This window comes from Aliihoeflea sp. 40Bstr573, from assembly GCF_024105655.1.
GTDB lineage: Bacteria > Pseudomonadota > Alphaproteobacteria > Rhizobiales > Rhizobiaceae > Aliihoeflea.
The window spans coordinates 50,664-74,370 of record NZ_JAAAMH010000002.1 but is presented as its reverse complement, the minus strand read 5'-3'; the positions used below and the strand labels follow the sequence as shown (position 1 = coordinate 74,370).

Sequence of the window (23,707 nt, the reverse complement as noted above, 5' to 3'; positions counted from 1 at the left end):
GGTCGGGGCGCAGCCGTGGGACGCCTTGCCTTTTGCTGCGCTGCACTCTATCGCTCGAAACCCGCGAGCATGGAGGACGGCATGACGAAGTGGGTCTACGCATTCGGCGACGGCAAGGCAGAGGGACGCGCCGGCGACAAGAACCTGCTCGGCGGCAAGGGCGCCAACCTTGCGGAAATGTGCAATCTGGGCCTACCGGTGCCGCCCGGCTTCACCATCACCACCGAGGCCTGCGTCCACTATTACGGCAATGGCCGCGCCTATCCGGGCGAGCTGGAGCGAGAGGTCGACGCCGCGCTCGAAGAGGTCGGCCGCATCACCGGCAAGAAGTTCGGCGATCCGGCGAATCTGCTCCTGGTTTCGGTGCGCTCGGGCGCGCGCGCGTCGATGCCGGGCATGATGGACACTGTGCTCAATCTCGGCCTCAACGACGAGACGGTCGAGGCGCTGGCGCGCGATGCAGGCGACGAGCGCTTCGCGTTCGACAGCTACCGCCGCTTCATCACCATGTATTGCGACGTTGTCCTGGGGCTCGACCACGAGGTGTTCGAGGAGATCCTGGAGGACGAGAAGGCGCAGCGCGGGGTGGAGCTCGACACGGAACTTTCGGCGGCCGACTGGCGCCAGATCGTCGACCTCTACAAGGCGAAGGTCGTCGAGGAACTGGAAAAACCCTTCCCGCAGGATCCGCGCGAGCAACTTTGGGGCGCGATCGGCGCGGTGTTCTCGAGCTGGATGAACCATCGCGCGATCACCTATCGGCGCCTGCACGACATTCCCGAGAGCTGGGGCACGGCGGTCAACGTGCAGGCCATGGTGTTCGGCAATATGGGCGACACCTCCGCGACGGGCGTGGCCTTCACGCGCAACCCGTCGACCGGCGAAAAGGCGCTCTACGGCGAGTTTCTCGTCAACGCGCAGGGCGAGGACGTGGTGGCGGGCATCCGCACGCCGCAGAACCTGACGGAATCCGCGCGCATCGCCGCCGGCTCCGACAAGCCGTCGCTAGAAAAGGTGATGCCGGAGGCGTTCGCGACCTTCGTCGACATCGCGAACCGGCTCGAGCGGCACTATCGCGACATGCAGGACCTCGAATTCACCATCGAGCGCGGCAAGCTTTGGATGCTGCAGACCCGGTCCGGCAAGCGCACGGCGAAGGCCGCGCTCAAGATTGCCGTCGACATGGCGGGCGAGGGGCTGATCGGCAAGGACGAGGCGGTGGCGCGGATCGATCCGGCCTCGCTCGAGCAACTGCTGCACCCGACGATCGACCCCAAGGCCGAGCGCAACATCATCGGCACCGGCCTTCCCGCCTCGCCGGGCGCGGCGACGGGCGAGATCGTCTTCACCTCCGACGAGGCTGAAGAGCTGAAAGGCCAGGGCCGCAAGGTTATTCTCGTGCGCGTCGAGACGAGCCCGGAAGACATTCACGGCATGCATGCGGCCGAGGGCATCCTGACGACGCGCGGCGGCATGACGAGCCATGCGGCCGTGGTGGCGCGCGGGATGGGCAAGCCGTGCGTTTCGGGCGCGGGCGGGCTGCGCGTCGACACGCGCGCCGGCACGCTGATGGCCATGGGCGTGACGCTGAAGAAGGGCGAAGTCATCACCATCGACGGCGCGAGCGGACAGGTTCTGAAGGGCGCGGTGCCGATGCTGCAGCCCGAATTGTCGGGCGATTTCGCCGCCATCATGGAATGGGCGGACGGCGCGCGGCGCATGAAGGTGCGCGCCAATGCCGAGACGCCGGCCGATGCGCGCACGGCGCGCTCGTTCGGCGCGGAAGGCATCGGGCTTTGCCGCACCGAGCACATGTTCTTCGACGAGGACCGCATCATCTCCATGCGCGAGATGATCCTGGCCGACACCGAGGACGGCCGGCGCGCCGCGCTTGCCAAACTGCTGCCGATGCAGCGCTCCGACTTCGTCGAACTGTTCGAGATCATGGCCGGACTTCCCGTCACGATCCGTCTGCTCGACCCGCCGCTGCACGAGTTCCTGCCGAAGACGGAAGAGGAAATCGGCGAGGTCGCGAAGGTTCTCGGCGTCGACCCTGCGAAATTGACCGAACGCACCGAGGCCCTGCACGAGTTCAACCCGATGCTCGGCCATCGCGGCTGCCGCCTGGCGGTTTCCTATCCGGAGATCGCGGAGATGCAGGCGCGGGCGATCTTCGAGGCGGCGATCGAGGCGGGCAAGACCACCGGCAGCCCGGTCGTTCCCGAAATCATGGTGCCGCTCGTCGGCATCATGAAGGAACTCGACTTCGTCAAGGCGCGCATCGACGAAACGGCCAAGACGGTGATGGCGGAAAAGGGCGAGACGATCGACTACCTCGTCGGCACGATGATCGAGCTGCCGCGCGCGGCCATACGCGCCCATGTGATCGCGGAGGCGGCGGAGTTCTTCTCCTTCGGCACCAACGACCTGACGCAGACGACCTTCGGCATCTCTCGCGACGACGCCTCGTCCTTCCTCGAAACCTATCGCCAGAAGGGCATTATCGATCAGGACCCGTTCGTTTCCCTCGATCAGGAAGGCGTCGGCGAACTGGTGCGGATGGCGACGGACAAGGGCCGCGCGACAAGGCCCGACATCAAGCTGGGCATTTGCGGCGAGCATGGCGGCGACCCGTCGTCGATCCATTTCTGCGAGGAAGTCGGGCTCGACTACGTGTCCTGTTCACCCTTCCGCGTGCCGATCGCGCGACTGGCTGCGGCGCAGGCGGCCGTCAAGCGAGCCTGAAGCCAAAGCGCGCCGGGGTTTGCGCCCGGCGCGCCTGTTGCGTGTTTCCTCACGCCTTTCTTGCGTGCGGCTGCCAGAGCTCGAGAAGCGCCAGCAGCGCGACGAGTACGCCAAGACCCATGTGCCAGGCGCGAAGGTCGCCCGAATAGCCGAGCACATAGGGCGATGCGATCATCCAAAGACCGCAGATCAGTGCCACCGCCTCTTCCGAAATCCGGTGAGCTGCAAGTTCCATCAGGCCGACGGCCATGACGAGCGCGCCCGCGACGAGCGTCGTCACGAGCATGACCGTCATGCCTTCGAAGCCGGCGATGAAGGGCGACACCACGATCAGCGCGCCGAGCGCGATGGCCGCGAAGTCCTCCCAGCTCCGGTGCTCGGAGAGCCCGAGAGGTTCCATTCTGTTGAGCGTTGCCATGACAAATCCTCCTTCAGGCTACGTTCGTGCGCAGCCGGACTGCCGGAGGAAATGGCGATACGAAACTCCTCATCGGTCAGTTCGCACGCACAGATGGCATTATCCTCCCTCCTGTCATTGTTTTCAATGAGATAGATGTCGCAGGCGCGCGGCGCATCGCTCGCCGGACATACCGGCCGGCGCTCGGGTCGATGCTCGACGCCTTGGCCCGTCGATCAATCCGCGTCGATCGAGACCTTGTTCGGATAGAACGCGGCGTGGTCCTTGATCGCGGCGACTTCGTCATAGGGATGCGCATAGGTCCACATGACGTCGGGCTCGCCTTCGCCCTGTCCGGAGACGCTCCAGTAAGCGGCGTCGCCCTTGAACGGGCAGCGGGTTTTCGTGTCCGACGCGATGAGATGCTCGAAGTAAATGTCGGCGAAGGGGATGTAGAGGACCGGCGGATAGGTCGCTTCGCGAAGCTCCAGCGCGTTTCGCGTGGAGGCGATGACGACTTCGCCGAACTTGACGGTCACAGAGCCGGGATGCGGCGCGATGGTGATGGTGTGGTCGGGATCGCGTTTCAGGCCGGGTGATGGATTGGACATGGCAACCTCCTGATCTGACGGGGAAGTAGGGTCGCGATGTCGTCGGAGCAAGTCACTGGGCGAAGGCATCGCGACGGGCGCCGAGGCGCCCGTTCAGTCGGCGTGATGGTGGCCGTGGCGGTGATGGGGCGCATAGCCCTTCGCGGATCGGTATTCGGCGACGCTCTGGCGGACGATCTGCCATGCCGAGGACAGGAAAAGCCCGGCCATGCCGAAGGCGACGATGACGTCCGGCCACCCCGTCGCGGTGCCCCAAACGCCAAGGGCAGCAAGCATGACCGCGACATTGCCGATGGCGTCATTGCGCGAGCACAGCCACACCGAGCGGACATTGGCATCGCCATCCTTGTAGCGCATGAGAATGAGGACGCTCGCGACATTGGCCGCCAGCGCCATGAAGCCGATTGCGCCCATGATCTCGGCCTGGGGGGTGCCCAGATAAATGACCCGGTAGATGGTCGAGCCAAACACCCAAAGGCCCATGAGGAGGAGGCTGAGCCCCTTGGCGAGGGCGGCGGTCGCGCGCACGCGCAGGGCCGCGCCGATGACGGCGAGCGAGACGGCGTAGGTCAACGCATCGGCGATGAAATCAAGCGCATCGGCCTGTAGTGCCTGGGAGTGGGCGAGCTGGCCCGCAGTCATCTCCACCGCGAACATGCCGGCATTGATGGCGATGACCATCCACAGCCGCCGCCTGTAGTCATTGGAAATACCGTCGAAAACGGCGTCGTGGCCGCAACTTGCACTCATCATGGTCTCCTTGTCTTCGATGAGCACCAACATTAGAATCTCTAGTAACTAGAGGTTCAAGAGGATATTTCGATGCTATCGATAGGCAACGTGTCGCGGCGGGCAGGGATCAAGGTCCCCACGATCCGCTATTACGAGCAGATGGGGCTGATTGCCGAACCGGGTCGAACCGAGGGGAATCAGAGGCGCTACGGCAAGGACGAACTCGACCGCCTGATGTTCATCAAGCACGCGCGCGATCTCGGCCTGACCATAGAGGCGATACGCGAACTCCTGGAACTGAGCGATCACCCGGCGCGACCATGCGCCGATGCCGACCGCATCGCAGCCAGGCAACTTGCCGCCGTGCGCGCGAAAATCGAGCGTCTGCGCAAGCTCGAAGCCGAACTCGAGCGGATCGCGACGCATTGCGATGGCGGAACCGTGGAGGCGTGCTACGTCCTCCATGCGCTCGCCCATCACGAGCTTTGCGCGGACGAGCACGCACGAGAGAGCTAACGCCGGCGCGAGCGCCGGGCGGCCTTGATCTCGGCGATGCGGACGGTGTCGGTTTCCTGCAAGAAGCGGCCGCGCTCGAGAAGTTCGAGCGCATATTCCTCATAGGTGAGGCCGAGGGCGGCGGCACGGCGCTCGCGCATCAGGGCAATTTCCGGCGCGACCTTTTTCCATGCGGAACGGTGCGCCGCCTTCCACGAAAAATAGGTGCCGACGCCGCCCTTGCCCCATTCCGGTTCATGGGAGGGAGGGTCAAGCGGCGGCCCACCATTGTGGCCGATACGGGAACGGTTCGCGATGCGGGACAAGGCAACCGTTCCCGGTCAGCAGGGCGTCAGGCGGCCTGGCGAAGTCCTTCCTTCGAAACCCAGGCTTCGGCGTCGGCGAGCGCGAGTTCGAAGCGGTCGAACATCTCGTTCATCTCCGCCTCGGTAATGATCATCGGCGGGCAAAATGCGATGGTGTCGCCGATGGGGCGCAGGATGACGCGGCGGTTCTCGCAGAACTTGGCGATCTGGGCGCCGACGCCCTTCTTCGGGTCGAAGGAACGCTTGGTCGCCTTGTCGGCCACGATCTCGACACCGCCGACGAGGCCGGCCGAGCGCACTTCGCCGACAAGCGGATGGTCGGCGACCTTCTTGAGGCGCGCTTCGAAGATCGGCGTCATGTTGCGCACATGGCCGAGAATGTCGCGGCGCTGGTAGATCTCGATCGCCTTGACGCCGAGCGCGCAGCCGAGCGGATGTCCGCCATAGGTGAAGCCGTGGCCGAACGTGCCGATCTTCTCCGAGTGGCTGACATAGGCGTCATAGACGTCCTGCGGGACCATGACCGCGCCGAGCGGCGCATAGGCGGCGGTAAGCTGCTTGGCGGCCGAGATCGTCTTCGGCTTCATGCCCATGGTCTGGCATCCCCACCAGTTGCCGGTGCGCCCGAACCCGTTGATGACCTCGTCGGAGATCATCATGATGTCGTGCTCGTCGAGCACCTTCTGGATTTCGGCGAAATAGGTCGCGGGGGGCACGATGACGCCGCCGGCGCCCATGATCGGCTCGGCGATCATCGCGGCGATCGTGTCCGGGCCCTCGCGCTCGATCAGGTCGCGCAGCGACTTCACGAGACGGGCGACGAAATCACCTTCCGTCTCCCCGGCCTCGCCGAAGCGGTAGAAATGCGGGCAGTCGGTGTGGACGACGCGGTCGACCGGCAGGTCCCAGCCGATGTGGTTGTAGGGCAGGCCGGTGAGCGAGGCGGCCATGATGGTCACGCCGTGATAGGCCTTCTGGCGCGAGATGATCTTCTTCTTGTTCGGCCGGCCGAGCGCGTTGTTCATGTACCAGGCGAGTTTGACCTGGGTGTCGTTGGCCTCCGAGCCCGACGAGGTGAAGAACACCTTGGAGATCGGCACCGGCGCGATCTCCTTGAGCTTTTCGGCCAGTTCGATGGCGGGCTCCATGCCCTTGGCGCCGAACAGGTGGTAGTAGGGCAGGGTGCGAAGCTGCTGGTTGGCTGCCTCCACCATCTCCTCGTCGCCGAAGCCGAGGCCGGCGCACCACAGACCCGACATGCCCTCGATATAGTCCTTGCCCTGCGTGTCGTAGACGAAGACGCCCTCGCCGCGCTCGATGACGAGCGGACCGTTGGTCTTGAGCTTGTGCAGCGGCGTATAGGGATGCAGCACCGCTTCGATGTCGCGGGTCTGCAGATTCGTGAGCGGGGGCTGGTCGAGCATGGCTGTCTCCTGGGGGTTGCCCGGAGACTAGCCGTTTATCGGTTCGCGAAGAACCCCGCTGCAGGGCTTGTTCGATTGGTCCAGCCGGACTGGTCCAGTTGTGATCAGTTCAGCTCTGCCGGCAGGGTTGCGGCCAGGCCGGCATAGGCGGGAATGAGCGCTGCGATCGGTAGGTCGGAATCGGCGGCCGGCTCGATGGCGATGTCGCCGCCCTCGCTCTGGCGCACGATCAGGAAATCGGCGGTTTCGCTGTCGGCCGTAGCTATGGCGACGACGTCCAGCGCCGGTTCGAGATCGATGCGCATGTGGAAGAGAAAGTGGGCCGGCAAATCGTCGACGGCGGAACGAACGCGCTCCTCGAAGCTGGGACCGTCACCGGCGCACACGGCATCGAGAATGGCAGCGGAGAGGTCGTTCGAAGCTTCGATGGGGGCAGGGGCGGACTTTGTCCGGGCGTTTTTCGCCTTTTTCATCGCGTTTCTTCCATTTGTCGACACCGTCCCGTCCGACAGGAAAATTCGCGTTCAATCGCGGCTCGAATAAGGCGCGCACAAGCCATTGAACTTTCTGGCAATCGTGCTGGTTTTGCTGGACACGAGCCACGATACGAACAAAATAGCGCTCCGTTCGAACAGGGAGGATATAGATGCTCGGACTGATGCAGGACTGGCCGCTTCTGTGCCACAAGATTCTCGATCACGCGGCGATCCAGCACCCGAAACGTGAGATCGTCTCGCGCTCCGTCGAAGGCCCGATCGTCCGCACCAATTACCGCGACGTGCGCCAGCGCGCTCTGAAGGTGGCCAAACGCCTCGAACAGGAAGGCTACAAGGTCGGCGACCGCATCGCGACGCTCGCCTGGAACACCGCCCGGCACCTCGAGGCCTGGTACGGCATCATGGGCATGGGCGGCGTCTACCACACCTTGAACCCGCGCCTTTTCCCGCAGCAGATCGCGTGGATCATGAACCACGCCGAGGACGAGGCGCTGTTCGTCGACCTGACCTTCCTGCCTTTGGTCGAGAAGATCGCCGGTGACGTGAAGTCGCTGAAGCAGATCATCGTCCTGACCGATGGCGCGCATCTGCCGCAGACGTCGCTGCCCAACGTTGTCGCCTATGAGGACTGGATCGCACAGACCGATGACGACTACCGCTGGAAGGCGCTCGACGAGAAGGCTGCGTCCGGCATGTGCTACACGTCCGGCACGACGGGCGACCCAAAAGGCGTCGTCTATTCGCATCGCTCGAACGTGCTGCATGCCATGATTGCCTGCATGCCCGACGCGATGGGCATTTCCTCCCGCGACACCATCCTGCCGGTGGTGCCGATGTTCCACGCCAATGCCTGGGGGCTTGCCCAGTCGAGCCCGATGATCGGCGCCAAGATGGTGATGCCCGGCGGGCGCATGGACGGGGAGGCGATCTACGAACTGCTGACCACCGAGAAGGTGACCTTCACCGCCGCCGTGCCGACCGTTTGGCTGCTTCTGCTCCAGCACATGGAAAAGCACGACCTGAAACTGCCGCACCTGAAGAAGGTGGTGATCGGCGGCTCGGCCTGCCCGCGCTCGATGACCGAGAAGTTCGAGAAGAACTACGATGTCGAGGTGATCCACGCCTGGGGGATGACGGAGATGTCGCCGCTGGGCTCGCTCGCGACGATCAAGCCGGAATATGCGGAAACGACGGGCGATGCGCTGCTCGACGTCAAGCAGACGCAGGGCCATGCGCCCTTCGGCGTCGAGATGAAGGTGACCGACGACGAGAACAACGACATGCCGTGGGACGGCAAGAAATTCGGCCGCCTCAAGGTGCGCGGCCCGGCCGTCGCCGCCGCCTATTACGGCGGGGCGGGCAAGGAACAGTTCGACGAGGACAACTGGTTCGATACGGGCGACGTCGCCCATATCAACGAGAACGGCTACATGCAGATCACCGACCGCGCCAAGGACGTGATCAAGTCGGGCGGCGAATGGATCTCGACCATCGACCTGGAGAACATCGCCGTCGGCCATCCGGACGTCGCCGAAGCGGCGGTGATTGGCATCGCCCATCCCAAATGGGACGAGCGGCCGTTGCTGGTGGTCGTCAAGAAGGAGGGCAAGAACCCCTCCAAGGACGAGCTTCTGGCCTTCATGGAAGGCAAGATCGCCAAATGGTGGATGCCGGACGACGTCGCCTTCGTCGACGAAATTCCGCACACGGCGACCGGCAAGATCCAGAAGACGACGCTGCGCGACCAGTTCAAGGAATATGAACTGCCAACGGCTTCCAGCGCCGCGTGAACGTGATAGAACCCGCGCCATGGATCTGAAGAAGCAGAACTGACGACATGGCGCGGGACGACTACCGACAATATGCGCCGCAGGCGCGCCCGGCGCGGGGCATCGCGTTCTTCGCGCTGGTGCTGCTTCTCGTGGCCGGCCTCGGCCACCGCTTCGGATCGATACCGACGCCCGAATTCCTAGGGGTGCTGGGCATCGTCGCCGGGCTCGGCCTTCTGGCGCTCGTCCTCGCCGGTTTCGCCCTGCGGCGCGTCTGGGTCGAGGACGACGGGGGGACGGGGCCGGCGGTCGTCGCCGTTCTCTTGGCGCTGATCGTGCTCGCGCCCTTCGCCATGGCGGCGCGCGGCTTCCTCATGCATCCTCGGCTCGTCGACGTGACGACCGACCGAACCGCTCCGCCGCAATTCGTCGTCGCCGCCGAGAACCGCGACGCGCGCATGAACGCGATCGGCGCGATCGCGCCGGATGACGCGGACGCGATGGCGCGAGAGTATCCGGACCTCGTGACGCGCAGCTACGCCCTGCCGCTGCCGGACGTGACCCAGGCCATACTGCGGGTGGCGAGCGCGCGCGGGTTCACGCCACTGGGGCGCACGACGGCGCCGGACGGCGAGACACTGGAGTTCGTCGGCTATTCCTACATTCTCGGCTTTCCCTCGGACGTCGCGATCCGCCTGCGCGCCGAGGGCGAGACGACCCGTGTCGACATGCGCTCGGCCTCGCGCTACGGCGGCCACGACCAGGGCGAGAACGCGAAGCGGATCGACAATTTTCTCGATGCGCTCGACTATGAGGTCGATGTGATGACGGGGGTCATCGTCGAGGAGGAGTAGGCGCTCAGGCGGGGCGGTACACCGCGTCGATGGACGGCTCGGGATCGGCCGCAACCAGACGGCGGGCGACCAGGTCTTCGAGATGGGCGAGGACCGACAGGCCGGCGGCGCCGTGGAGGCGGGGGTCTGTGTCGCGATAGATCGCGGCGACGATTTCGGGGATGATCCTGTCGCCCGCCTTCAACCGCTCCAAAATCGCGCGCTCACGCATCTTGCGATGGGTGCGCAGGCCGCGCACGAAGGCGCGCGGATTGGTGACCGGCCCGCCATGGCCGGTGTGGTAGACCGCGTCATCGCGCTCCGCGAGGCGGTCGAGCGAGGCCATGAAATCCGACATCGCGCCATCCGGCGGGGCGACGATCGAGGTGGCCCACGCCATGACATGATCGGCCGACAGCAGGATGCCGGTATCCTCGACGGCGAAAGCGACGTGGTTGGCGCAGTGGCCGGGCGTGTGGATCGCGCGGACGGCCCAGCCATCGCCCTGGACAAGTTCGTCGTCGGCGAGCGCATGGTCGGGTGCAAAGTCGGTGTCGGCGCTGGCGTCGAGCGGGTTGATCTCGCCGATGCGCAAGGGGCGGGCCGAACGGTGCGGGCCTTCGGCCATGACAAGCGCACCGGTCTCGGCCTTGAGCCTGGCGGCCAGCGGAGAGTGGTCGCGGTGCGTGTGGCTGACGAAGATGTGGCTGACCGGCCTGCCGGCGATGGCTTTCAGCAGCGCGGCGTAATGTGCCTCGTCTTCGGGGCCGGGATCGACGATCGCGAGCGTGTCGGTGCCCAGAATGTAGCTGTTGGTGCCGTGAAAGGTGAACGGGCCGGGATTGTTGACGGTGAGACGCAGGAGCTTGTCGGCGACGGGAACCGCCTCGCCGTAATGCGGCTCGAACTTCGTATCGAATTCCATGGGCGCTCCTTCGCATCTGCGAAGGCGGTCTAGCACGGCGGACTTCTAACCGAGAAGGCCGAGCGCCGGGAAAGTTTCCAGGAGCCAGAAGGAGGCGGTCTGGATGCCGCCGGTGAGAAACAGGATGCCCGCGACGACGAGAAGGCCGCCCATCACCTTTTCGACCCGGCCGAGATGAACGCGGAAGCGGCCGAGGAAGCGCATGAAGGCGCCCGAAAAGAGCGCGGCGATCAGGAACGGAATGCCAAGGCCGAGCGAGTAGGCGGCAAGCAGCATCGCGCCTTCGCCGACCGTCTCGCGTCCGCCCGCGAGCGTCAGGATCGGCCCGAGGACCGGCCCGATGCAAGGCGTCCAGCCGAAGGCGAAGGCGAGGCCCATGATATAGGCGGCAAACGCATTGGCGGGCGTGACATTGGCCTGGAAGCGCGCCTCGCGCGACAGGAAGGGCAGGCGGATGATGCCGAGGAAGTTCAGTCCCATGAAGATGATGAGGACGCCGGCAACGATGGCGAGTTCCTGCTGCCAGGCGCGCAAAAGGCCCCCGATGGACGACGCACCGGCGCCAAGCGCGACGAAGACGGTGGTGAAGCCGAGGACGAAGGCGAGCGCCGAGCCGAGGAGCGCCGAGCGCGCGCGGGCAGGCTTTGCCCCTTCGCGGAACTCCTCGACCGATACGCCGGCCATGTAGCACAGATAGGGCGGGACGAGCGGCAGGACGCAGGGCGACAGGAACGAGATCGCGCCCGCCGCAACCGCACTCGCATATCCGACGTCGAGAGCCATTCGTCTTTCCCGCTTTGCTTCGGGCGCGTCATAGCGCGAAGGGGTGGCTTGCGGCCAATCATAAACGCGTGGCCAAACGTCGCGAGGAAGGCATCCAAACCCTGCGGCCAGCGTTACTGGAGACTAGACGAAGGGAGATCGAAATGATCGAGAAAAGCCGGATCAAGGAACATGCCGAAGTGATCGGCGCCGATGGCGTTCATGTGGGAACCGTTGACCACGTCGAGGGCGACCGCATCAAGCTGACAAAGAAGGACAGCGGCGAAGGCTCGCATCGCGGCCATCACCACTTCATCCCGCTTTCGCTCGTCGCAGACATCGAAGGCGACAAGGTGCGCCTGTCCGCAAATGGCGACGTGGCGGTGACCTTCGAGGAAGAGGGCGATCACCGGCCGATGTAACGTTCCGACCCTTGGACGCTCGCGTCAGACGAGCGCGAGCGTCAGGGCGGGAAAGAGCGCGATCAGGACGAGGCAGACGAGCATCACGCCGATGAAAGGCATGGTGCCAAGGAAGATTTGTTCGACGCCGACGCGCTTGTCGGCAAGCGTCGCATGCACGGTGAAGACGGAGATGCCGAAGGGGGGCGTCAACAGCCCGATCTCGACTGCCAGCACCGTGACGATGCCGAAATGGATGAGGTTGAAGCCCAGCGCCTCGGCGATGGGCGCGGCGATCGGCACCATGATGAGCAGGATCGACGAGGAATCGAGGATCATGCCCATCAACAGCACAATGACGCAGTAAAGAAGCAGGAAGCCGTAGGGTCCAAGGCCGCTTGCCTGGACCAGATCGCCGATCGCGACCGGTATGCCGGCCACCGAGAGCATGCGGCTGTAAAAGCCGGCGGCAATCAGCAGGATGAGGATGCCGACGGAGACCGAACCGGTCTGCTTGAGGACCTCCCAGATGCGGTGCCGGTCGAGCGAGCGGCGCGCGAGCGCGATGATCAGCGCACCGAAGGCGCCGATGCCGCCGGCCTCGGTGGGCGTGAAGAAACCGCTGTAGAGCCCGCCCAGCACCAGGGCGACCAGCACGAGGATCGGCACCAGCTTGACGAGGATGTCGCGTCCCGAAAGTGTCGGCCCGGTGCGTTCGGCGTGGCGCAGCTTCGCCTTTTCAACGTCGGAGAAAACGAAGGAGGGTTTGAAAAAGGCAAGCCCCATGATGACCGCGACCATGCCAAGGGCAAGCAGCGCGCCCGGTATGACTCCGGCGATGAACATGCGGCCGATCGACTGCTCGGCGAGGACACCGTAGATGATCAGGAGCAGGCTCGGCGGGATCATCATGCCGAGCACGGAACTGCCGGCGACGGTGCCGGCCGCAAAAGACGTCTTGTAGCCGTGGCGGACCATCTCGGGCACTGCGACCTTGGTGAAGACGGCAGCGGATGCGATGGACACGCCGGTGACGGCGGCAAAGACGGTGTTGGCGGCGACGGTGGCGACGCCAAGCCCGCCGAGCAGGCGGCGCAGCAGTGCCTCTGCCACCTCGAACGTATCGCGCCCGACATTGGAGATGGAGACGAGTAGCCCCATCAGGACGAAGAGCGGTATGGTGGCGAAGAGATAGTCCGCGATGCCGTTATAGGAGGTGACCGACAGCATCCGCATCGCAAGCTCGAAATTGTCGCGGATGATCCAGATGCCGACGAAGCCGGCGGCGAAGAGGGCGACGGCAATATGGAGGCCGAGAAGGACGAGCAGGATCAGGACGGCGATCAGGATCAGGCCGATGGCAAGCGCACTCATGAACCGGCTTCCGCTTCGAAATCGTCCTGCGTGGCGGCGCGCACGGTGAGGATCAGGTAGGAGATGAGGGCGGCCACAGAGCCAATGACGATGATGGCCCGGAAGGGCAGGGTGGGGATCGTGAAGATGCCCTGGACCCCGAAATATTCACCGCTGCGCCAGGCTTTCGTCATTTCGGGGAAGGCGGCATAGGTGATGGCCGCGAAGACCGCGGCGCCGACGAGCAGGAACACGACGTCGATGGCGCGCATCAGGCCGGGCGAGACCTTGCGGATATAGTTGACGAGGAAATCGGCGCGGGTCATCCGCCCGGCGAGAACGGCGGCAGAAATCTGAAGGAAGACGATGGCGACGACCGAGCGTGCGGCGATCTCCGCAACGCCGGTGATCGGGCTGTCGAGGAAGTTCCGGCCGATGACGTCGGCGACGATCAGGAACATCAAAAGAAAGATCCAGATGGTGCCGATGGCTGCGAGCGCATTGGCCGCGACGCCGAAAAGTCCCGCCGCGGCGGGCCTGCCGGTGCCTTCTTCGATATCGGGGATCGGCTCGCTCATGAAAGACCTTCAGGCACCGCTGGGAAGACAGCCGGCGGGTTCCCGCCGGCTGTCAACCGGTTGATCAGAGACCTTCGTCCCAATTGCGCAGCGGCGTCACGCCGCGCTCGCGCAATTCGGCGAAATAGGCCTTGAGCACCGTCTTCGCCGCATCGCCATTGGCCTCGAGCCAGGGGCCTACGACGTTGGGCAGGCTCTCGACCCACTTCTTCTTTTCCTCTTCGGGTAGCTCGGAAATCTTCAGCCCTTCGGCTTCCATCTTCTCGATCGCCGTATTGGCCTGCTGGGTCACATATGCGCCATGGGCGCGAGAGGTCGTCTTGCCGGCTTCGATGATGGCGTTCTGCACCTCTTCCGGCTGGCTGTCGAAGAAGTCCTTGTTGGCCGCGATGCCGCCGAAATACATCGCGCCGATGCCGACGCGGGTAAGGTGCGGCGCGACTTCGTAGACGCGGGTCGGCAGGATGCCGGAGGCGAAGGAGAGCGCTCCTTCCGAAACACCGGTCTGGATGTCGGTGTAGTAGGTGGTCAGGGCGCCGTCGACGGGCGTCGCGCCGGTCTGCTGCAGCCAGTTGGCCGAGGTGCCGGGCGCGTTGATGCGCCTGTTCGCCATGTCGGTCAGCGCGTTGATCTCGAAATTGGCGTAGACGTCATAGCTGTCGGTGATCAGCGAGGAGAGGTGAACCATGTTTTCGCCCTCCCAGGACTGGCGCAGTTCGGGCAGTTCGTCCGTGAGCTTGTCGAAGATCTCGATCAGCATCTCGTGGTCGGACGTGGCGAAAGGCGTGAAATAGGTCACGTTCTGGAGCGGCATGGCCGAACCCTCCCAGACGGTGCCCACCATGCCGATGTCGACGATGCCGTCGCTGACGGCCGCGCGCGTGTCGGTGAACTTGTAGAGCGTGCCGCCATAGGACTCGACCCACTCGACCTTGTAGTTGCCGCCGGCCTCTTCGAGCAGCCGGTCGACTTCCGGCTGGAACGAGTTCTTCATCGCATAGGCCCAGATGTTCTGGACCGGATGGCTGGAGCCGATATTGATGGTGACGGTTTCCTGCGCGAATGCAGGCCCGGCGAGCATGGTGCCCGCCAGGGCAGCGGCGATCATGTGGGCTTTGTGCTTCATGCCAGTTTCCTCCCTGAAACGTGGTTCGAGTGCGCGTATGTCTGTCAGTGCGGGATGGTCCCGAGAGCGGTCAGGATGCGCTCGGGGGTAAAGGGCATCTGGGTGACGCGGGCATTCAGCGGGCGCAGCGCGTCGTTGATGGCATTCATGATCGCGGCAGGGGCGCCGGCGGTGCCGGCTTCGCCTGCGCCCTTGGCGCCGAGCAGCGATTCCCTCGTCGGCGTCTCGACATGGCCGATGATCATGTCGGGCATCTCGGCCGCCATCGGCACCAGATAGTCGGCCATGTTGGCGTTGAGCAACTGGCCCTCGCCGTCATAGACGCATTCCTCGTAGAGCGCGCCGCCGATACCCTGGACGATGCCGCCCCGGATCTGCTCGTCGACCAGCATCGGGTTGATGACCCGGCCGCAATCTTCCACGCACCAGTGTTTCAGCAGCTTAATGAAGCCGGTTTCGACATCGACCTCGAGGTAGCTCGCCTGGACGCCGTTGGTAAAGGCGAAGGGATAGTCGCTGGTGATATAGTGGCGGGTGGCGACGAGTTCGCGCGGCAGGCCCTTGGCGAGCGTGTCGCCGCGGAAATAGACGATGCGGCCAAGCTCCTCGAGCGGCATGCGCGCCTCGCGGGTCGCCTTGTCAACGACCTGGCCGTCAGCGACATCGAGCGCGTCGGGCGAAGCCTGAAGCATGGAGGCGGCGATGACGAGGATGTTCTCGCGCAGCGCAAGGCCCGCCTGGAGCGCAGCCTCGCCGCCAATGCCGGCGCCGCGCGAGGCCCAGGTGCCGCCGCCATAGGGCGTCGTCTGCGTGTCGCCGGTGATGATCCTGACCTTGGAGACCGGCACGCCGACGCCCTCGGCGACGATCTGCGCCAGCATTCCTTCCGTGCCCTGGCCCTGTTCGGTGACGCCCGACATGGCGACGACCGACCCGTCCGGGTCCATGCGCACGGTGCAGCCGTCCTGCGCGGAAATGCGCGCGCCGCCGATGCCGTACATGAAGGGGCTCGGATTGGTCAGCTCGATGAACGAGGCGAAGCCGATGCCGCGATGGACGCCGCGCTTGCGCGCCTCGGCCTGGTCGGCGCGCAGCGCGTCGTAGTCGATCATGGCGAGGAGCTTGTCGAGGCTGGCATGATGCGACAGTCCCTCGAAGCGCATGTTGGCGGCAGAGGTGTAAGGGTAGGCATCGTCGGGAACAAGATTTCGTCGGCGGATTTCGACAGGATCGAGGCCAAGCGCTTCCGCCGCCATGTCGACGAGGCCCTCGGTGACGGCGGTTGCGATCGGATGGCCGACCGCGCGGTACTGGCAGGTCGGCGCCTTGTTCTGCAGGACGACCGTGGTGCGGGCGCGGTAGGTCTGGAAGTCGTAGGGGCCGCCGCACAGATTGACGACCTGGTTGCCCTCGATGGCGCTGGTGCGCGGATAGACCGAATAAGGGCCGATGCCGGTCAGATCGTCGATGTCGAGCGCCAGGATCCGGCCCGTCTCGTCGACCGCGATGCGGCCGTCGATCTCATGGTCGCGGGCGTGGATGTCGGAAGCGAAGGATTCGAGACGGTCCGCGACGAACTTGACCGGGCGCCCCATGATCTTCGCGATCGCCGCGGTCGCGACCTCGTCGGGATAGACGTGGACCTTGATGCCGTATGAGCCTCCCACGTCGCCGCAGATGACGCGGACCTTCGCCTCGGGCAGATCGAGGTGCTTGGCGAAGACCGTCTGCATCATGTGCGGGGCCTGCGTCGAATGATAGACGGTGAGCTGGCCCTCGGAGCGGCTGTAGTCGGCAAGGATCGAGCGCGGCTCCAGGCACACGCCGGTGTGGCGGCCGGTCTTGAAGCGGGCCTCGACGACCTTGTGCGCGGATGCGAACACGGCGTCGATCTCGCCCTTCTCGTGCAGGCGCTGAAAGGTGAGGTTGTCGCCCAGTTCGGGATGGATGAGGGGTGTGCCGGCGTCGAGCGCGCTGCGCATGTCGACCACGACCGGGAGAGGATCGAAAGACGCCTCGATGGCGGCGAGCCCGTCTTCGGCAGCGGCGCGGCTGTCGGCGACGACGGCGGCGACCGGCTCGCCGACCCATGTCGCGTGATCGACGGCGACGGCGTGCTGCGGCGCGGATTTGAGGCCCTTCAGATGCGCCAGGACGGCGACCCAGGGCGTGCAGGCCTCGGCAATATCGGCACCGGTGAAAACGCGGATGACGCCGGGAACTTCCAGCGCTGCGGTCACGTCGATCGCCTCGATCCTGGCGCGGGCATGAGGGCTGCGCAGGAAGGCGACATGAACCATGCGCGGCAGGACGACGTCATCGACATAGCGGCCCGCACCGGCGACGAGCTTGCCGGCATTTGGCCGTGGAACAGAGCGACCGATATAGGAATTGGGGCGGTCGGGATTGCCGAGGGCGATGGTCATTCGGCAGCCTCCTTCAGGGCAGGGACGGGCATGCCGCAGCGCCTGGCCGTGGTCGCCTCGATGGCGTCGACGATCGCCTCGTAGCCGGTGCAGCGGCAGTAATTGCCGGAGATGTGCTCGCGTATATGCGCGCGGGCGGGCGCTGCGTCAGCATTCAGAAGCTCGGCGGCGGTGAGCAGCATGCCGGGGGTGCAATAGCCGCATTGCAAGGCGTTGCGGGCAACGAACTCGTCCTGCAGATCGGCAATCTCGCCGGTCTCGGTGACACCTTCGACGGTCCACACATCGGCGCCGTCGAGCTGGGCGGCGAGCGTCAGGCAGCCGCGCACGATGGTGCCGTCGACACGCACGGTGCATGCGCCGCACACGCCCTGCTCACAGCCGGCATGCGAGCCGGTGAGGCCGAGATCGAGCCGCAGGAAATCGATCAGGTGCCGGCGCGCATCGACCATGCGGCGCACGCGCTCGCCATTGACCTTGAGGCTGATCTCGACGCTTTGCGAAAATGGTGCCGTCATCGCGCCCTCCTTCATGCGGCTTCGAACTGCCGGTCGACCGACAGCGCGCGCTTCAGGAGCACGCGAGAAATGTGCTTCTTGTAGCCCGCCGACCCGTTGATATCGTCGGCGGGGTCGAGATCGCCCTCCAGCGCCAGCGCGGCCTCGTCGATCGAACCGCCGCCGGCCAGGACCGCCATCGCGTTGCCAGCGACGACCGGCGCATCGCCGACGCCGAAGAAGACGAGGCGCGGAGCATCTGCGGGTCCGGCGAGAGCAAGGCCCGCCAGCGCATAGTCGCCGGAACGGCGCACCAGTTCGCGGATCGACTGACGCTCGCCTGGCTTGATCGTCGGGACCTCGATGGCGATGAGAAGTTCGTCGTCCCGGCGATCGGTCTCGAACAGGCCGAGGAAGAATTCGGCAGCTTTCACGCGGCGCTCGCCGCCCGCCTTCGAGGCGAGGACGATGGTGGCGTCGAGCGCGACCACGCAGGCCGGCAGTTCGGCTGCAGGATCGGCATTGGCGATGGAGCCGCCGATCGTGCCGCGCGTGCGAATGGCGGCATGGGCGATGAGCGGCGCAGCTTCGCGCAGGATAGGGACATGGCGGGCGACGACGTCCGAGGCCATCAGTTCGCAATGGCGCGTCAGCGCGCCGATGCGAACGACGTCGCCTTCGACGCCGATGCCACGAAGTTCGTCGAGGCCGTTGATGTCGATGAGGTTCGGGCTTTCGATCAGCCGCAGATTGAGCGACGCGACGAGGCTCTGGCCGCCGGCCAGCACCTTTTCCTCGCCATCGCCTTCGGCCAGAAGGTCGAGCGCATGGGCAAGGCTGGTCGCCCGGACATAGCCGATCGGCGATGGCTTCATAGTCGATTTCCTCCCGAACGGTCCAGCTCGTCGGCCGGACCGTCTGCAAGCGCCCGGCGGCTGCCGGTTCCTCATTGCGCTCTTATTGATCAAATGATCTATTATGATCTCGGACTTGGCAAGCGGAAAATTTTCGCTTCGCCGGGCGAGGCGAACAGCGCTATGAGGGCTAGAGCTAAAAGGGGGCGCCATGACGGGACAGGGGGCGAGCGAGCGCAAGCGTTACGCGCCCGACGAGCGTCGTCAGATGATCGTCGATGAGGCGGCGGCCTTCTTTTCCGAGGTCGGGCTGGAGGGCACAACGCGCGAGCTCTCGCAAAGACTCGGCGTCACGCAGTCGCTGCTCTACGCCTATTTCGCTTCGAAGGCGGACCTTCTGGAGGCCGTGTTCGAACGGGTCTATCTCGACCGCCTGTCGCCCGACTGGCCGATGCTGATCGCGGACCGGTCGCTACCGGTTCGCGCGCGGGCCAAGCACTTCTACCGTGAGTATACCGGCGCGATCTTCACCTATGAGTGGATGCGCATCTTCATGTTCTCCGGCCTTGCCGGCGCCGAACTCAACCGGCGCTATCTCGGCCATCTGGCAAAGCTGATCCTCGAGCCGCTGTGCGCCGAGATGCAGCAGGCGGCCGGCGAAAAGGGCGTGCCGCAGATGGAGGACATCTGGAACCTGCATGGCGGGATCGTCTATATCGGCATCCGCAAATTCGTCTATTGCGTGCCGACGCCCGACGATTTCGGCCCGCCGGTCGAGGCGGCGGTGAACCGGTTCTGCGACAGCTTCGGACTGGAGTGAGGGGCGGAATTTGGCGGAGGTGCCACCGCCTGGAGCCGATTCAAGGTCGGGCGCGGGCGGGGTCAATTGAGGATTGCGTCAAGACAGGAGCTTGGGTAGTAGAAAGAAATTCTACGAGGGGGAAGGCACCACTTCAGATGAGGTATACAAGCGAGCAAAAGTCGTGAGCCGAAGGCAGGGCGCGGCGCTACTTTTGATCCTGATTCTCTCGACAGTTGCAGCTGTCTACTCGGTTCGCACCTACCGTCAACACTTCACCATCTCATCGGTAATAGATGGAAAGCCCTTGCTGACGCAGAATTTCCACGCGACCGCCTAAATGCTCCGGCACTGGATAGGTTGGCCTGAGCGCTTCGAGATCTGACTGATCGGCCATGATCGCAAGCGTAGCGGCCGTCCGTTGCATGCCCCAGGTCGAGGCGAAATAGTAGAACCACGATGGCTGCGCCAGGACGAGGCATAGGCAGGCGAGCGCCATCGCGCGCGCGGCCGTGGCTCCGGTCATATCCAGACAGATTGCCAGTGTTGGCACTCACAACAACGCGCTGAAGACGAAATAGCGGTAGGCCGGTTCGGTCTCCAGGGCCTCCGATGATCGTCCCATCGAAATCATCAGCGTGACGCCAAGGCCGAAAGCGCCGCAGCGTCGTCAGCGTGACGCCCTTGTTGGTGTGCCCGCCCGGATCGTCCGGATGGTTCACATAGCCGCCCTCGAAGCCGAGCGTGAAGCCAAGGGATGGAACGAAATTCTCGCGCATGAGCGGGCCTCCGGTGAGAAGGCCAGATTAGGTCGCGCGGGCGCGGGTCAATTGAGGATTGCATTGCAGAAGGCGCACGCGTAGGTAGCAACATGACAGACGGGGGTTGTCATGGTCGCACTGCCTGCAAGTTTACCGCGCGAAAGGGTCGCGCTAGGGACGTTTTTGTTCGCCGCTGCCATGATTTGGGCTGGTGCGTTGATTGCCCTGCGCAGGCCGGATCAAATCATGAACCCGGAAGTCTGGAACGAGGACGGCATTTTCGTCATCCCGCAGATCATCCAAGGCGGGTTTTTTTCCATCTTCGAGCCGGTTAACGGCTATCTCATCATTCCGTCGCGGATGATTACATGGCTCTCGCTGCAAGGGCCGCTGGAATACTATCCGACCATCTCGACGGCACTTGGTGTTTTCGCCCAGGCCGCCTGCGTGGCGGCGGTAGCGGTTGCCCCGACAATGCTGCGTTGGCCCGCTCTTTGCGCGGCGCTCATGGTGTTTCTGCCTATGGACCCCGAGGTCTACGTCCTGCCGCAGTATACCTTTTGGTGGACGACAACGCTGCTTTTCCTGGCGCTGATCTGGACACCAGCAGCGGCTCCGATTTGGCGGAATGTCTTCATCGTCATAGGCGGGTTTTCATCGCCCATGGCAATTGTCCTCCTGCCGCTTTTCGGGCTGAGGCTGGCCTACACCCGAGCACGCGAGGATGCGATTGCGTTGGCCGTCGTCGCTGCCGTCTCCATCGTGCAGCTCTATTTCATATTGCTGGGCGACCCGGCCCAGACGGAAAGCTTTGCATTGGCTGACGTTCTGCCTACGATTTCCGTGTTTTTTGCCGGGTGGACAGCCTTTGCGGCCCATCCGCACGCCCTTTGGCTGGGCCTTGGAGTTTGTGTCGTCCTGGCTTCTGGGCTGGCCGTTCTCCCGCGCGAAGATCAGTTCTATTACTTGCTGACAGGGTTGATGGTGTGGGCAGCAATCGCAAGCGCAGTCCTGCGCGCGCCTATCGAGATCATGTCACCGGTCGGCAATGGCCCGCGCTACTTCTTCCTGCCCCTCGTGCTAATGGCGTGGATGCTGGTTTGGCTGCTGGCCAGCCGAAAAGCGATTGCGATGACAGCCAGTGCGGCGGTTCTGCTGACGGCCGTGCCGGTCACGTGGACACACTATCAGCGCGGACAGGAGGGTCTGCAACCATGGGTCGAAGCGGTACAGGCCTGCCGGCAGGGAGGGCACGAAATGCCAGTGCATCACAATGGACAGTCGGTGCACCAGCATTTGGTTCCCTATGATCAGTCTTGGTGCGGTCGCTAACGTTTGGCTAGGCTCCCGGCGGGGCGAGCAAACGGGAGGTACGAATGGCGGATTCATCCTGCGCGACCTGTGCAGTCGAAGCGAAGCTGGCCGACCTGGAGGGGCTTGTGACGGCGCTGCGTTTCATCGGCGAGACGGCCGAGGATGGCGAGTTGCGCGAACTACGCCGTGGCGCTCCTCCATCTCATGGGCGACGCGATCCGCAGCGGCCAGAAGCTCGCCGGCGCGTGCCGGAAGAACGTGTGAGGAACGCCGTACGACAAAGTTTTGTCGTACGCGACAAATCTATGTCGTATGTTCCCGCTGCGTTCTCATGTCGAAAATTGCTGAAAGCCTTGCGCCGTAAGGGTTTGGCGGTGGTGAGCGCGCAGGGACTCGAACCCTGGACCTACAGATTAAAAGTCCGTTGCTCTACCAACTGAGCTACGCGCTCTTCCAAGGGCCGTAGCGGCTCGGAAATTGCGGCGGAACATAGGGAGAGGGGGCAGGGCGGTCAACTGCAAAAACGCCCTGCCGATGGGGCAATCGCGCGCAGGGCGGGGGTGCTGGGAGGGGCGGGTACCTAGCCCTTGGGGGCCGCCCGCGCTTCCTTCTGTGCCTTCAGCTTTTCGCGCAGCTTGGTGCCGAGGCCATCCTTGTTTTCCTGGCGGGCGCGGCCGAAGGCCAGTGCCCCGGCGGGCACGTCCTGCGTGATGACGCTGCCCGAGGCGACATAGGCGCCGTCTGCAATGGTGACCGGGGCGACGAGGGCCGAGTTGGAGCCGACGAAGGCACCCGCGCCGATCTGTGTGAGATGCTTGAGGAAACCGTCATAGTTGCAGGTGATCGTGCCGGCGCCGATGTTCGCGCCCGCGCCCACCTTGGCGTCGCCGATATAGGAGAGGTGGTTGATCTTGGCGCCGGTCGCGACGTCGGCGTTCTTGACTTCGCAGAAATTGCCGACCTTGACCTTGTCTGCGAGCCGCGCGCCGGGGCGCAGCCGCGCGAAGGGGCCGATCTCGGCATGGTCGGCGACGATTGCACCTTCCAGATGCGAGAAGGAATGGATGGTGACGTTCGCGCCGACCGACACGCCCGGTCCGAAGACGACGTTGGGCTCGACGATCGTATCGGAGCCGATCTGCGTATCGTGCGAAAAGTGCACCGTTTCGGGGGCGACGAGCGTGACGCCGGCCAGCATCATTTCGCGACGCTTGCGCGCCTGCCAGACGCCTTCGGCCTCGGCGAGCTGCACGCCAGTGTTGACGCCCAGGACACTCTCCTCCTCGGCGGTGGTGGCGACGACGGCAAGCCCGCGCGCGGCGGCGACCTCGACGATGTCGGTGAGGTAGTATTCGCCCTTGGCATTGTCGTTGCCGACGGCCTCGAGGAGGGACAGCGCGTGCTCGCCGGCGATCGCCATCAGCCCGCCATTGCAAAAGGTGACGGCGCGCTCGGCCTGTGTGCAGTCCTTGTCCTCGCGGATCGCGACGAGGCGGTCGCCCTCGGTCAGCAGGCGGCCGTATCCCGTGGGGTCGGCGGCGTAAAAGCCCATCACGACGACGGCGGCGCCGTCGGCAAGGCCGCTGCGCAGGAACGCGATGTCCTGCGGCTCGACGAGCGGTGTATCGGCGAAGAGGACGAGAATGTCGTCATGGCCTTCCGCGATCGCCTCGCGAGCGGCGAGGACGGCGTGGGCGGTGCCGAGGCGCTCATGCTGGAGATAGAGCCGGGCCGACGGCGCGACCCTTGCCGCGGCCTTGAGCACCTCGTCCGATTGGCGGCCTGCAACGATGGCGAGATCGGCCTGTCCGGCTGCCTGCGCAGCGCGTGCGGCATGGCACACGAGCGGCAGGCCGGCCACCTCGTGCAGCACCTTCGGCTTCGCGCTCTTCATCCTGGTGCCTTCGCCGGCGGCGAGCACGATCGCAAGGCAGCTACGTTCGGTCATCGGAATCTCTCAAGGCTGATCGGTCGACACGACCTAGCACCCCGACACCTTTCCCGCCAAGCCGGGCAAATTGCTTCACGCTATGGTAAGCGCCCCTCGGCTATGGTGATTTCAGTAGGAAACCCGAGGCTTCT

Annotated in this window: 23 protein-coding genes, 1 tRNA gene and 1 pseudogene; 7 read left to right on the top strand and 18 right to left on the bottom strand. The window is 64.7% G+C overall.

The window, feature by feature from the left end; translation table 11 throughout:
* The first annotated feature begins 81 nt into the window (after nt 1–81).
* Complete coding sequence (gene ppdK / locus GTK01_RS03545; protein WP_252924473.1) at nt 82–2,745, top strand: pyruvate, phosphate dikinase; 2,664 nt, start codon at nt 82–84, stop codon at nt 2,743–2,745.
* 49 nt (nt 2,746–2,794) lie between these two features.
* On the opposite strand, the gene GTK01_RS03540 is transcribed toward ppdK, so the two are convergent.
* The 3 genes from GTK01_RS03540 to GTK01_RS03530 form a co-directional block, all read right to left on the bottom strand.
* Complete coding sequence (locus tag GTK01_RS03540) at nt 2,795–3,163, bottom strand: SPW repeat protein (protein WP_252924472.1); 369 nt, start codon at nt 3,161–3,163, stop codon at nt 2,795–2,797.
* Between the two features lie 215 nt (nt 3,164–3,378).
* Nucleotides 3,379–3,753 carry a DUF427 domain-containing protein gene (locus GTK01_RS03535; protein WP_252924471.1) on the bottom strand — a complete coding sequence of 125 codons (375 nt, stop codon included), beginning with the start codon at nt 3,751–3,753 and terminating at the stop codon, nt 3,379–3,381.
* Nucleotides 3,754–3,846: 93 nt separating this feature from the next.
* A complete protein-coding gene (locus GTK01_RS03530) occupies nt 3,847–4,536 on the bottom strand; it encodes a cation transporter (protein ID WP_371924261.1) in 690 nt (229 codons plus the stop codon).
* Between the two features lie 39 nt (nt 4,537–4,575).
* On the opposite strand from GTK01_RS03530, the gene GTK01_RS03525 reads away from it, so the two are divergent.
* Complete coding sequence (locus GTK01_RS03525; RefSeq protein WP_252924470.1) at nt 4,576–5,001, top strand: helix-turn-helix domain-containing protein; 426 nt, start codon at nt 4,576–4,578, stop codon at nt 4,999–5,001.
* Here GTK01_RS03525 and GTK01_RS03520 read toward each other — a convergent pair.
* The 3 genes from GTK01_RS03520 to GTK01_RS03510 form a co-directional block, all read right to left on the bottom strand.
* Nucleotides 4,998–5,306, bottom strand: a complete 309-nt coding sequence (locus GTK01_RS03520; protein WP_256483460.1) for a hypothetical protein — start codon at nt 5,304–5,306, stop codon at nt 4,998–5,000. The genes GTK01_RS03525 and GTK01_RS03520 overlap by 4 nt on opposite strands.
* Nucleotides 5,307–5,332: 26 nt before the next feature.
* Complete coding sequence (locus GTK01_RS03515; RefSeq protein ID WP_252924469.1) at nt 5,333–6,730, bottom strand: aminotransferase; 1,398 nt, start codon at nt 6,728–6,730, stop codon at nt 5,333–5,335.
* A gap of 104 nt (nt 6,731–6,834) precedes the next feature.
* Nucleotides 6,835–7,203 carry a hypothetical protein gene (locus tag GTK01_RS03510; RefSeq protein ID WP_252924468.1) on the bottom strand — a complete coding sequence of 123 codons (369 nt, stop codon included), beginning with the start codon at nt 7,201–7,203 and terminating at the stop codon, nt 6,835–6,837.
* A gap of 173 nt (nt 7,204–7,376) precedes the next feature.
* Between GTK01_RS03510 and GTK01_RS03505 the strand changes: the two genes are divergently transcribed.
* Together GTK01_RS03505 and GTK01_RS03500 are read left to right on the top strand one after the other, a co-directional pair.
* Complete coding sequence (locus tag GTK01_RS03505; RefSeq protein ID WP_252924467.1) at nt 7,377–9,017, top strand: long-chain-fatty-acid--CoA ligase; 1,641 nt, start codon at nt 7,377–7,379, stop codon at nt 9,015–9,017.
* Between the two features lie 47 nt (nt 9,018–9,064).
* Complete coding sequence (locus GTK01_RS03500; RefSeq protein WP_252924466.1) at nt 9,065–9,850, top strand: DUF1499 domain-containing protein; 786 nt, start codon at nt 9,065–9,067, stop codon at nt 9,848–9,850.
* A gap of 4 nt (nt 9,851–9,854) precedes the next feature.
* Here GTK01_RS03500 and GTK01_RS03495 read toward each other — a convergent pair whose 3' ends face one another.
* Nucleotides 9,855–10,754, bottom strand: a complete 900-nt coding sequence (locus GTK01_RS03495; RefSeq protein WP_252924465.1) for an MBL fold metallo-hydrolase — start codon at nt 10,752–10,754, stop codon at nt 9,855–9,857.
* A 45-nt stretch (nt 10,755–10,799) separates the two neighbouring features.
* Entirely contained in the window at nt 10,800–11,537 is a 738-nt protein-coding gene (locus tag GTK01_RS03490; RefSeq protein WP_252924464.1) for a cytochrome c biogenesis CcdA family protein, read from the bottom strand.
* 143 nt (nt 11,538–11,680) lie between these two features.
* Between GTK01_RS03490 and GTK01_RS03485 the strand changes: the two genes are divergently transcribed.
* Nucleotides 11,681–11,938 (top strand): DUF2171 domain-containing protein, encoded by a 258-nt coding sequence (locus tag GTK01_RS03485; protein WP_252924463.1) that lies wholly within the window; start codon nt 11,681–11,683, stop codon nt 11,936–11,938.
* A gap of 24 nt (nt 11,939–11,962) precedes the next feature.
* Here GTK01_RS03485 and GTK01_RS03480 read toward each other — a convergent pair whose 3' ends face one another.
* The 6 genes from GTK01_RS03480 to GTK01_RS03455 all read right to left on the bottom strand — a co-directional run bounded on the left by GTK01_RS03480 (nt 11,963) and on the right by GTK01_RS03455 (nt 18,772).
* On the bottom strand, nt 11,963–13,291 hold the full coding sequence (locus GTK01_RS03480; protein WP_252924462.1) for a TRAP transporter large permease: 1,329 nt from the start codon (nt 13,289–13,291) through the stop codon (nt 11,963–11,965).
* The gene (locus GTK01_RS03475; RefSeq protein WP_252924461.1) at nt 13,288–13,848 is read right to left on the bottom strand and encodes a TRAP transporter small permease subunit; all 561 of its coding nucleotides are present in this window, start codon (nt 13,846–13,848) and stop codon (nt 13,288–13,290) included. The genes GTK01_RS03480 and GTK01_RS03475 overlap by 4 nt, the downstream gene beginning before the upstream one ends.
* Nucleotides 13,849–13,912: 64 nt before the next feature.
* A complete protein-coding gene (locus GTK01_RS03470; protein WP_252924460.1) occupies nt 13,913–14,974 on the bottom strand; it encodes a C4-dicarboxylate TRAP transporter substrate-binding protein in 1,062 nt (353 codons plus the stop codon).
* A 44-nt stretch (nt 14,975–15,018) separates the two neighbouring features.
* A complete protein-coding gene (locus GTK01_RS03465; protein WP_252924459.1) occupies nt 15,019–17,400 on the bottom strand; it encodes a xanthine dehydrogenase family protein molybdopterin-binding subunit in 2,382 nt (793 codons plus the stop codon).
* On the bottom strand, nt 17,397–17,918 hold the full coding sequence (locus GTK01_RS03460; RefSeq protein ID WP_252924458.1) for a (2Fe-2S)-binding protein: 522 nt from the start codon (nt 17,916–17,918) through the stop codon (nt 17,397–17,399). Before GTK01_RS03460 ends, GTK01_RS03465 begins: the two co-directional genes overlap by 4 nt.
* An 11-nt stretch (nt 17,919–17,929) precedes the next feature.
* The gene (locus tag GTK01_RS03455) at nt 17,930–18,772 is read right to left on the bottom strand and encodes a xanthine dehydrogenase family protein subunit M (protein WP_252924457.1); all 843 of its coding nucleotides are present in this window, start codon (nt 18,770–18,772) and stop codon (nt 17,930–17,932) included.
* Nucleotides 18,773–18,962: 190 nt separating this feature from the next.
* Here GTK01_RS03455 and GTK01_RS03450 point away from each other — a divergent pair, with 190 nt between their 5' ends.
* Nucleotides 18,963–19,571, top strand: a complete 609-nt coding sequence (locus GTK01_RS03450; protein ID WP_252924456.1) for a TetR/AcrR family transcriptional regulator — start codon at nt 18,963–18,965, stop codon at nt 19,569–19,571.
* A 262-nt stretch (nt 19,572–19,833) separates the two neighbouring features.
* On the opposite strand, the gene GTK01_RS03445 is transcribed toward GTK01_RS03450, so the two are convergent.
* Both GTK01_RS03445 and GTK01_RS03440 read right to left on the bottom strand, forming a co-directional pair.
* Nucleotides 19,834–20,076 (bottom strand): hypothetical protein, encoded by a 243-nt coding sequence (locus tag GTK01_RS03445; protein ID WP_252924809.1) that lies wholly within the window; start codon nt 20,074–20,076, stop codon nt 19,834–19,836.
* A 115-nt stretch (nt 20,077–20,191) separates the two neighbouring features.
* Nucleotides 20,192–20,329: pseudogene (locus GTK01_RS03440) on the bottom strand (glycosyl hydrolase 108 family protein); the annotation flags it as partial.
* A 111-nt stretch (nt 20,330–20,440) separates the two neighbouring features.
* On the opposite strand from GTK01_RS03440, the gene GTK01_RS03435 reads away from it, so the two are divergent.
* Nucleotides 20,441–21,643: a hypothetical protein gene (locus GTK01_RS03435; RefSeq protein ID WP_252924455.1), complete on the top strand. Its 1,203-nt coding sequence runs from the start codon at nt 20,441–20,443 to the stop codon at nt 21,641–21,643.
* Between the two features lie 357 nt (nt 21,644–22,000).
* Here the strand turns inward: GTK01_RS03435 and GTK01_RS03430 are convergent.
* Together GTK01_RS03430 and glmU are read right to left on the bottom strand one after the other, a co-directional pair.
* A tRNA-Lys gene (locus tag GTK01_RS03430) sits at nt 22,001–22,076 on the bottom strand.
* 129 nt (nt 22,077–22,205) lie between these two features.
* The gene (glmU, locus tag GTK01_RS03425; RefSeq protein ID WP_252924454.1) at nt 22,206–23,573 is read right to left on the bottom strand and encodes a bifunctional UDP-N-acetylglucosamine diphosphorylase/glucosamine-1-phosphate N-acetyltransferase GlmU; all 1,368 of its coding nucleotides are present in this window, start codon (nt 23,571–23,573) and stop codon (nt 22,206–22,208) included.
* Between the last annotated feature and the right edge of the window lie 134 nt (nt 23,574–23,707).

What these genes read in the sequence shown, in the direction of transcription:
- ppdK (WP_252924473.1), top strand. Translation starts at nt 82, where the DNA reads ATGACGAAGTGGGTCTACGCATTCGGCGACGGCAAGGCAGAGGGACGC.
- GTK01_RS03540 (WP_252924472.1), bottom strand. Translation starts at nt 3,163, where the DNA reads ATGGCAACGCTCAACAGAATGGAACCTCTCGGGCTCTCCGAGCACCGG.
- GTK01_RS03535 (WP_252924471.1), bottom strand. Translation starts at nt 3,753, where the DNA reads ATGTCCAATCCATCACCCGGCCTGAAACGCGATCCCGACCACACCATC.
- GTK01_RS03530 (WP_371924261.1), bottom strand. Translation starts at nt 4,536, where the DNA reads ATGTTGGTGCTCATCGAAGACAAGGAGACCATGATGAGTGCAAGTTGC.
- GTK01_RS03525 (WP_252924470.1), top strand. Translation starts at nt 4,576, where the DNA reads ATGCTATCGATAGGCAACGTGTCGCGGCGGGCAGGGATCAAGGTCCCC.
- GTK01_RS03515 (WP_252924469.1), bottom strand. Translation starts at nt 6,730, where the DNA reads ATGCTCGACCAGCCCCCGCTCACGAATCTGCAGACCCGCGACATCGAA.
- GTK01_RS03510 (WP_252924468.1), bottom strand. Translation starts at nt 7,203, where the DNA reads ATGAAAAAGGCGAAAAACGCCCGGACAAAGTCCGCCCCTGCCCCCATC.
- GTK01_RS03505 (WP_252924467.1), top strand. Translation starts at nt 7,377, where the DNA reads ATGCTCGGACTGATGCAGGACTGGCCGCTTCTGTGCCACAAGATTCTC.
- GTK01_RS03500 (WP_252924466.1), top strand. Translation starts at nt 9,065, where the DNA reads ATGGCGCGGGACGACTACCGACAATATGCGCCGCAGGCGCGCCCGGCG.
- GTK01_RS03495 (WP_252924465.1), bottom strand. Translation starts at nt 10,754, where the DNA reads ATGGAATTCGATACGAAGTTCGAGCCGCATTACGGCGAGGCGGTTCCC.
- GTK01_RS03490 (WP_252924464.1), bottom strand. Translation starts at nt 11,537, where the DNA reads ATGGCTCTCGACGTCGGATATGCGAGTGCGGTTGCGGCGGGCGCGATC.
- GTK01_RS03485 (WP_252924463.1), top strand. Translation starts at nt 11,681, where the DNA reads ATGATCGAGAAAAGCCGGATCAAGGAACATGCCGAAGTGATCGGCGCC.
- GTK01_RS03480 (WP_252924462.1), bottom strand. Translation starts at nt 13,291, where the DNA reads ATGAGTGCGCTTGCCATCGGCCTGATCCTGATCGCCGTCCTGATCCTG.
- GTK01_RS03475 (WP_252924461.1), bottom strand. Translation starts at nt 13,848, where the DNA reads ATGAGCGAGCCGATCCCCGATATCGAAGAAGGCACCGGCAGGCCCGCC.
- GTK01_RS03470 (WP_252924460.1), bottom strand. Translation starts at nt 14,974, where the DNA reads ATGAAGCACAAAGCCCACATGATCGCCGCTGCCCTGGCGGGCACCATG.
- GTK01_RS03465 (WP_252924459.1), bottom strand. Translation starts at nt 17,400, where the DNA reads ATGACCATCGCCCTCGGCAATCCCGACCGCCCCAATTCCTATATCGGT.
- GTK01_RS03460 (WP_252924458.1), bottom strand. Translation starts at nt 17,918, where the DNA reads ATGACGGCACCATTTTCGCAAAGCGTCGAGATCAGCCTCAAGGTCAAT.
- GTK01_RS03455 (WP_252924457.1), bottom strand. Translation starts at nt 18,772, where the DNA reads ATGAAGCCATCGCCGATCGGCTATGTCCGGGCGACCAGCCTTGCCCAT.
- GTK01_RS03450 (WP_252924456.1), top strand. Translation starts at nt 18,963, where the DNA reads ATGACGGGACAGGGGGCGAGCGAGCGCAAGCGTTACGCGCCCGACGAG.
- GTK01_RS03445 (WP_252924809.1), bottom strand. Translation starts at nt 20,076, where the DNA reads ATGACCGGAGCCACGGCCGCGCGCGCGATGGCGCTCGCCTGCCTATGC.
- GTK01_RS03435 (WP_252924455.1), top strand. Translation starts at nt 20,441, where the DNA reads ATGGTCGCACTGCCTGCAAGTTTACCGCGCGAAAGGGTCGCGCTAGGG.
- glmU (WP_252924454.1), bottom strand. Translation starts at nt 23,573, where the DNA reads ATGACCGAACGTAGCTGCCTTGCGATCGTGCTCGCCGCCGGCGAAGGC.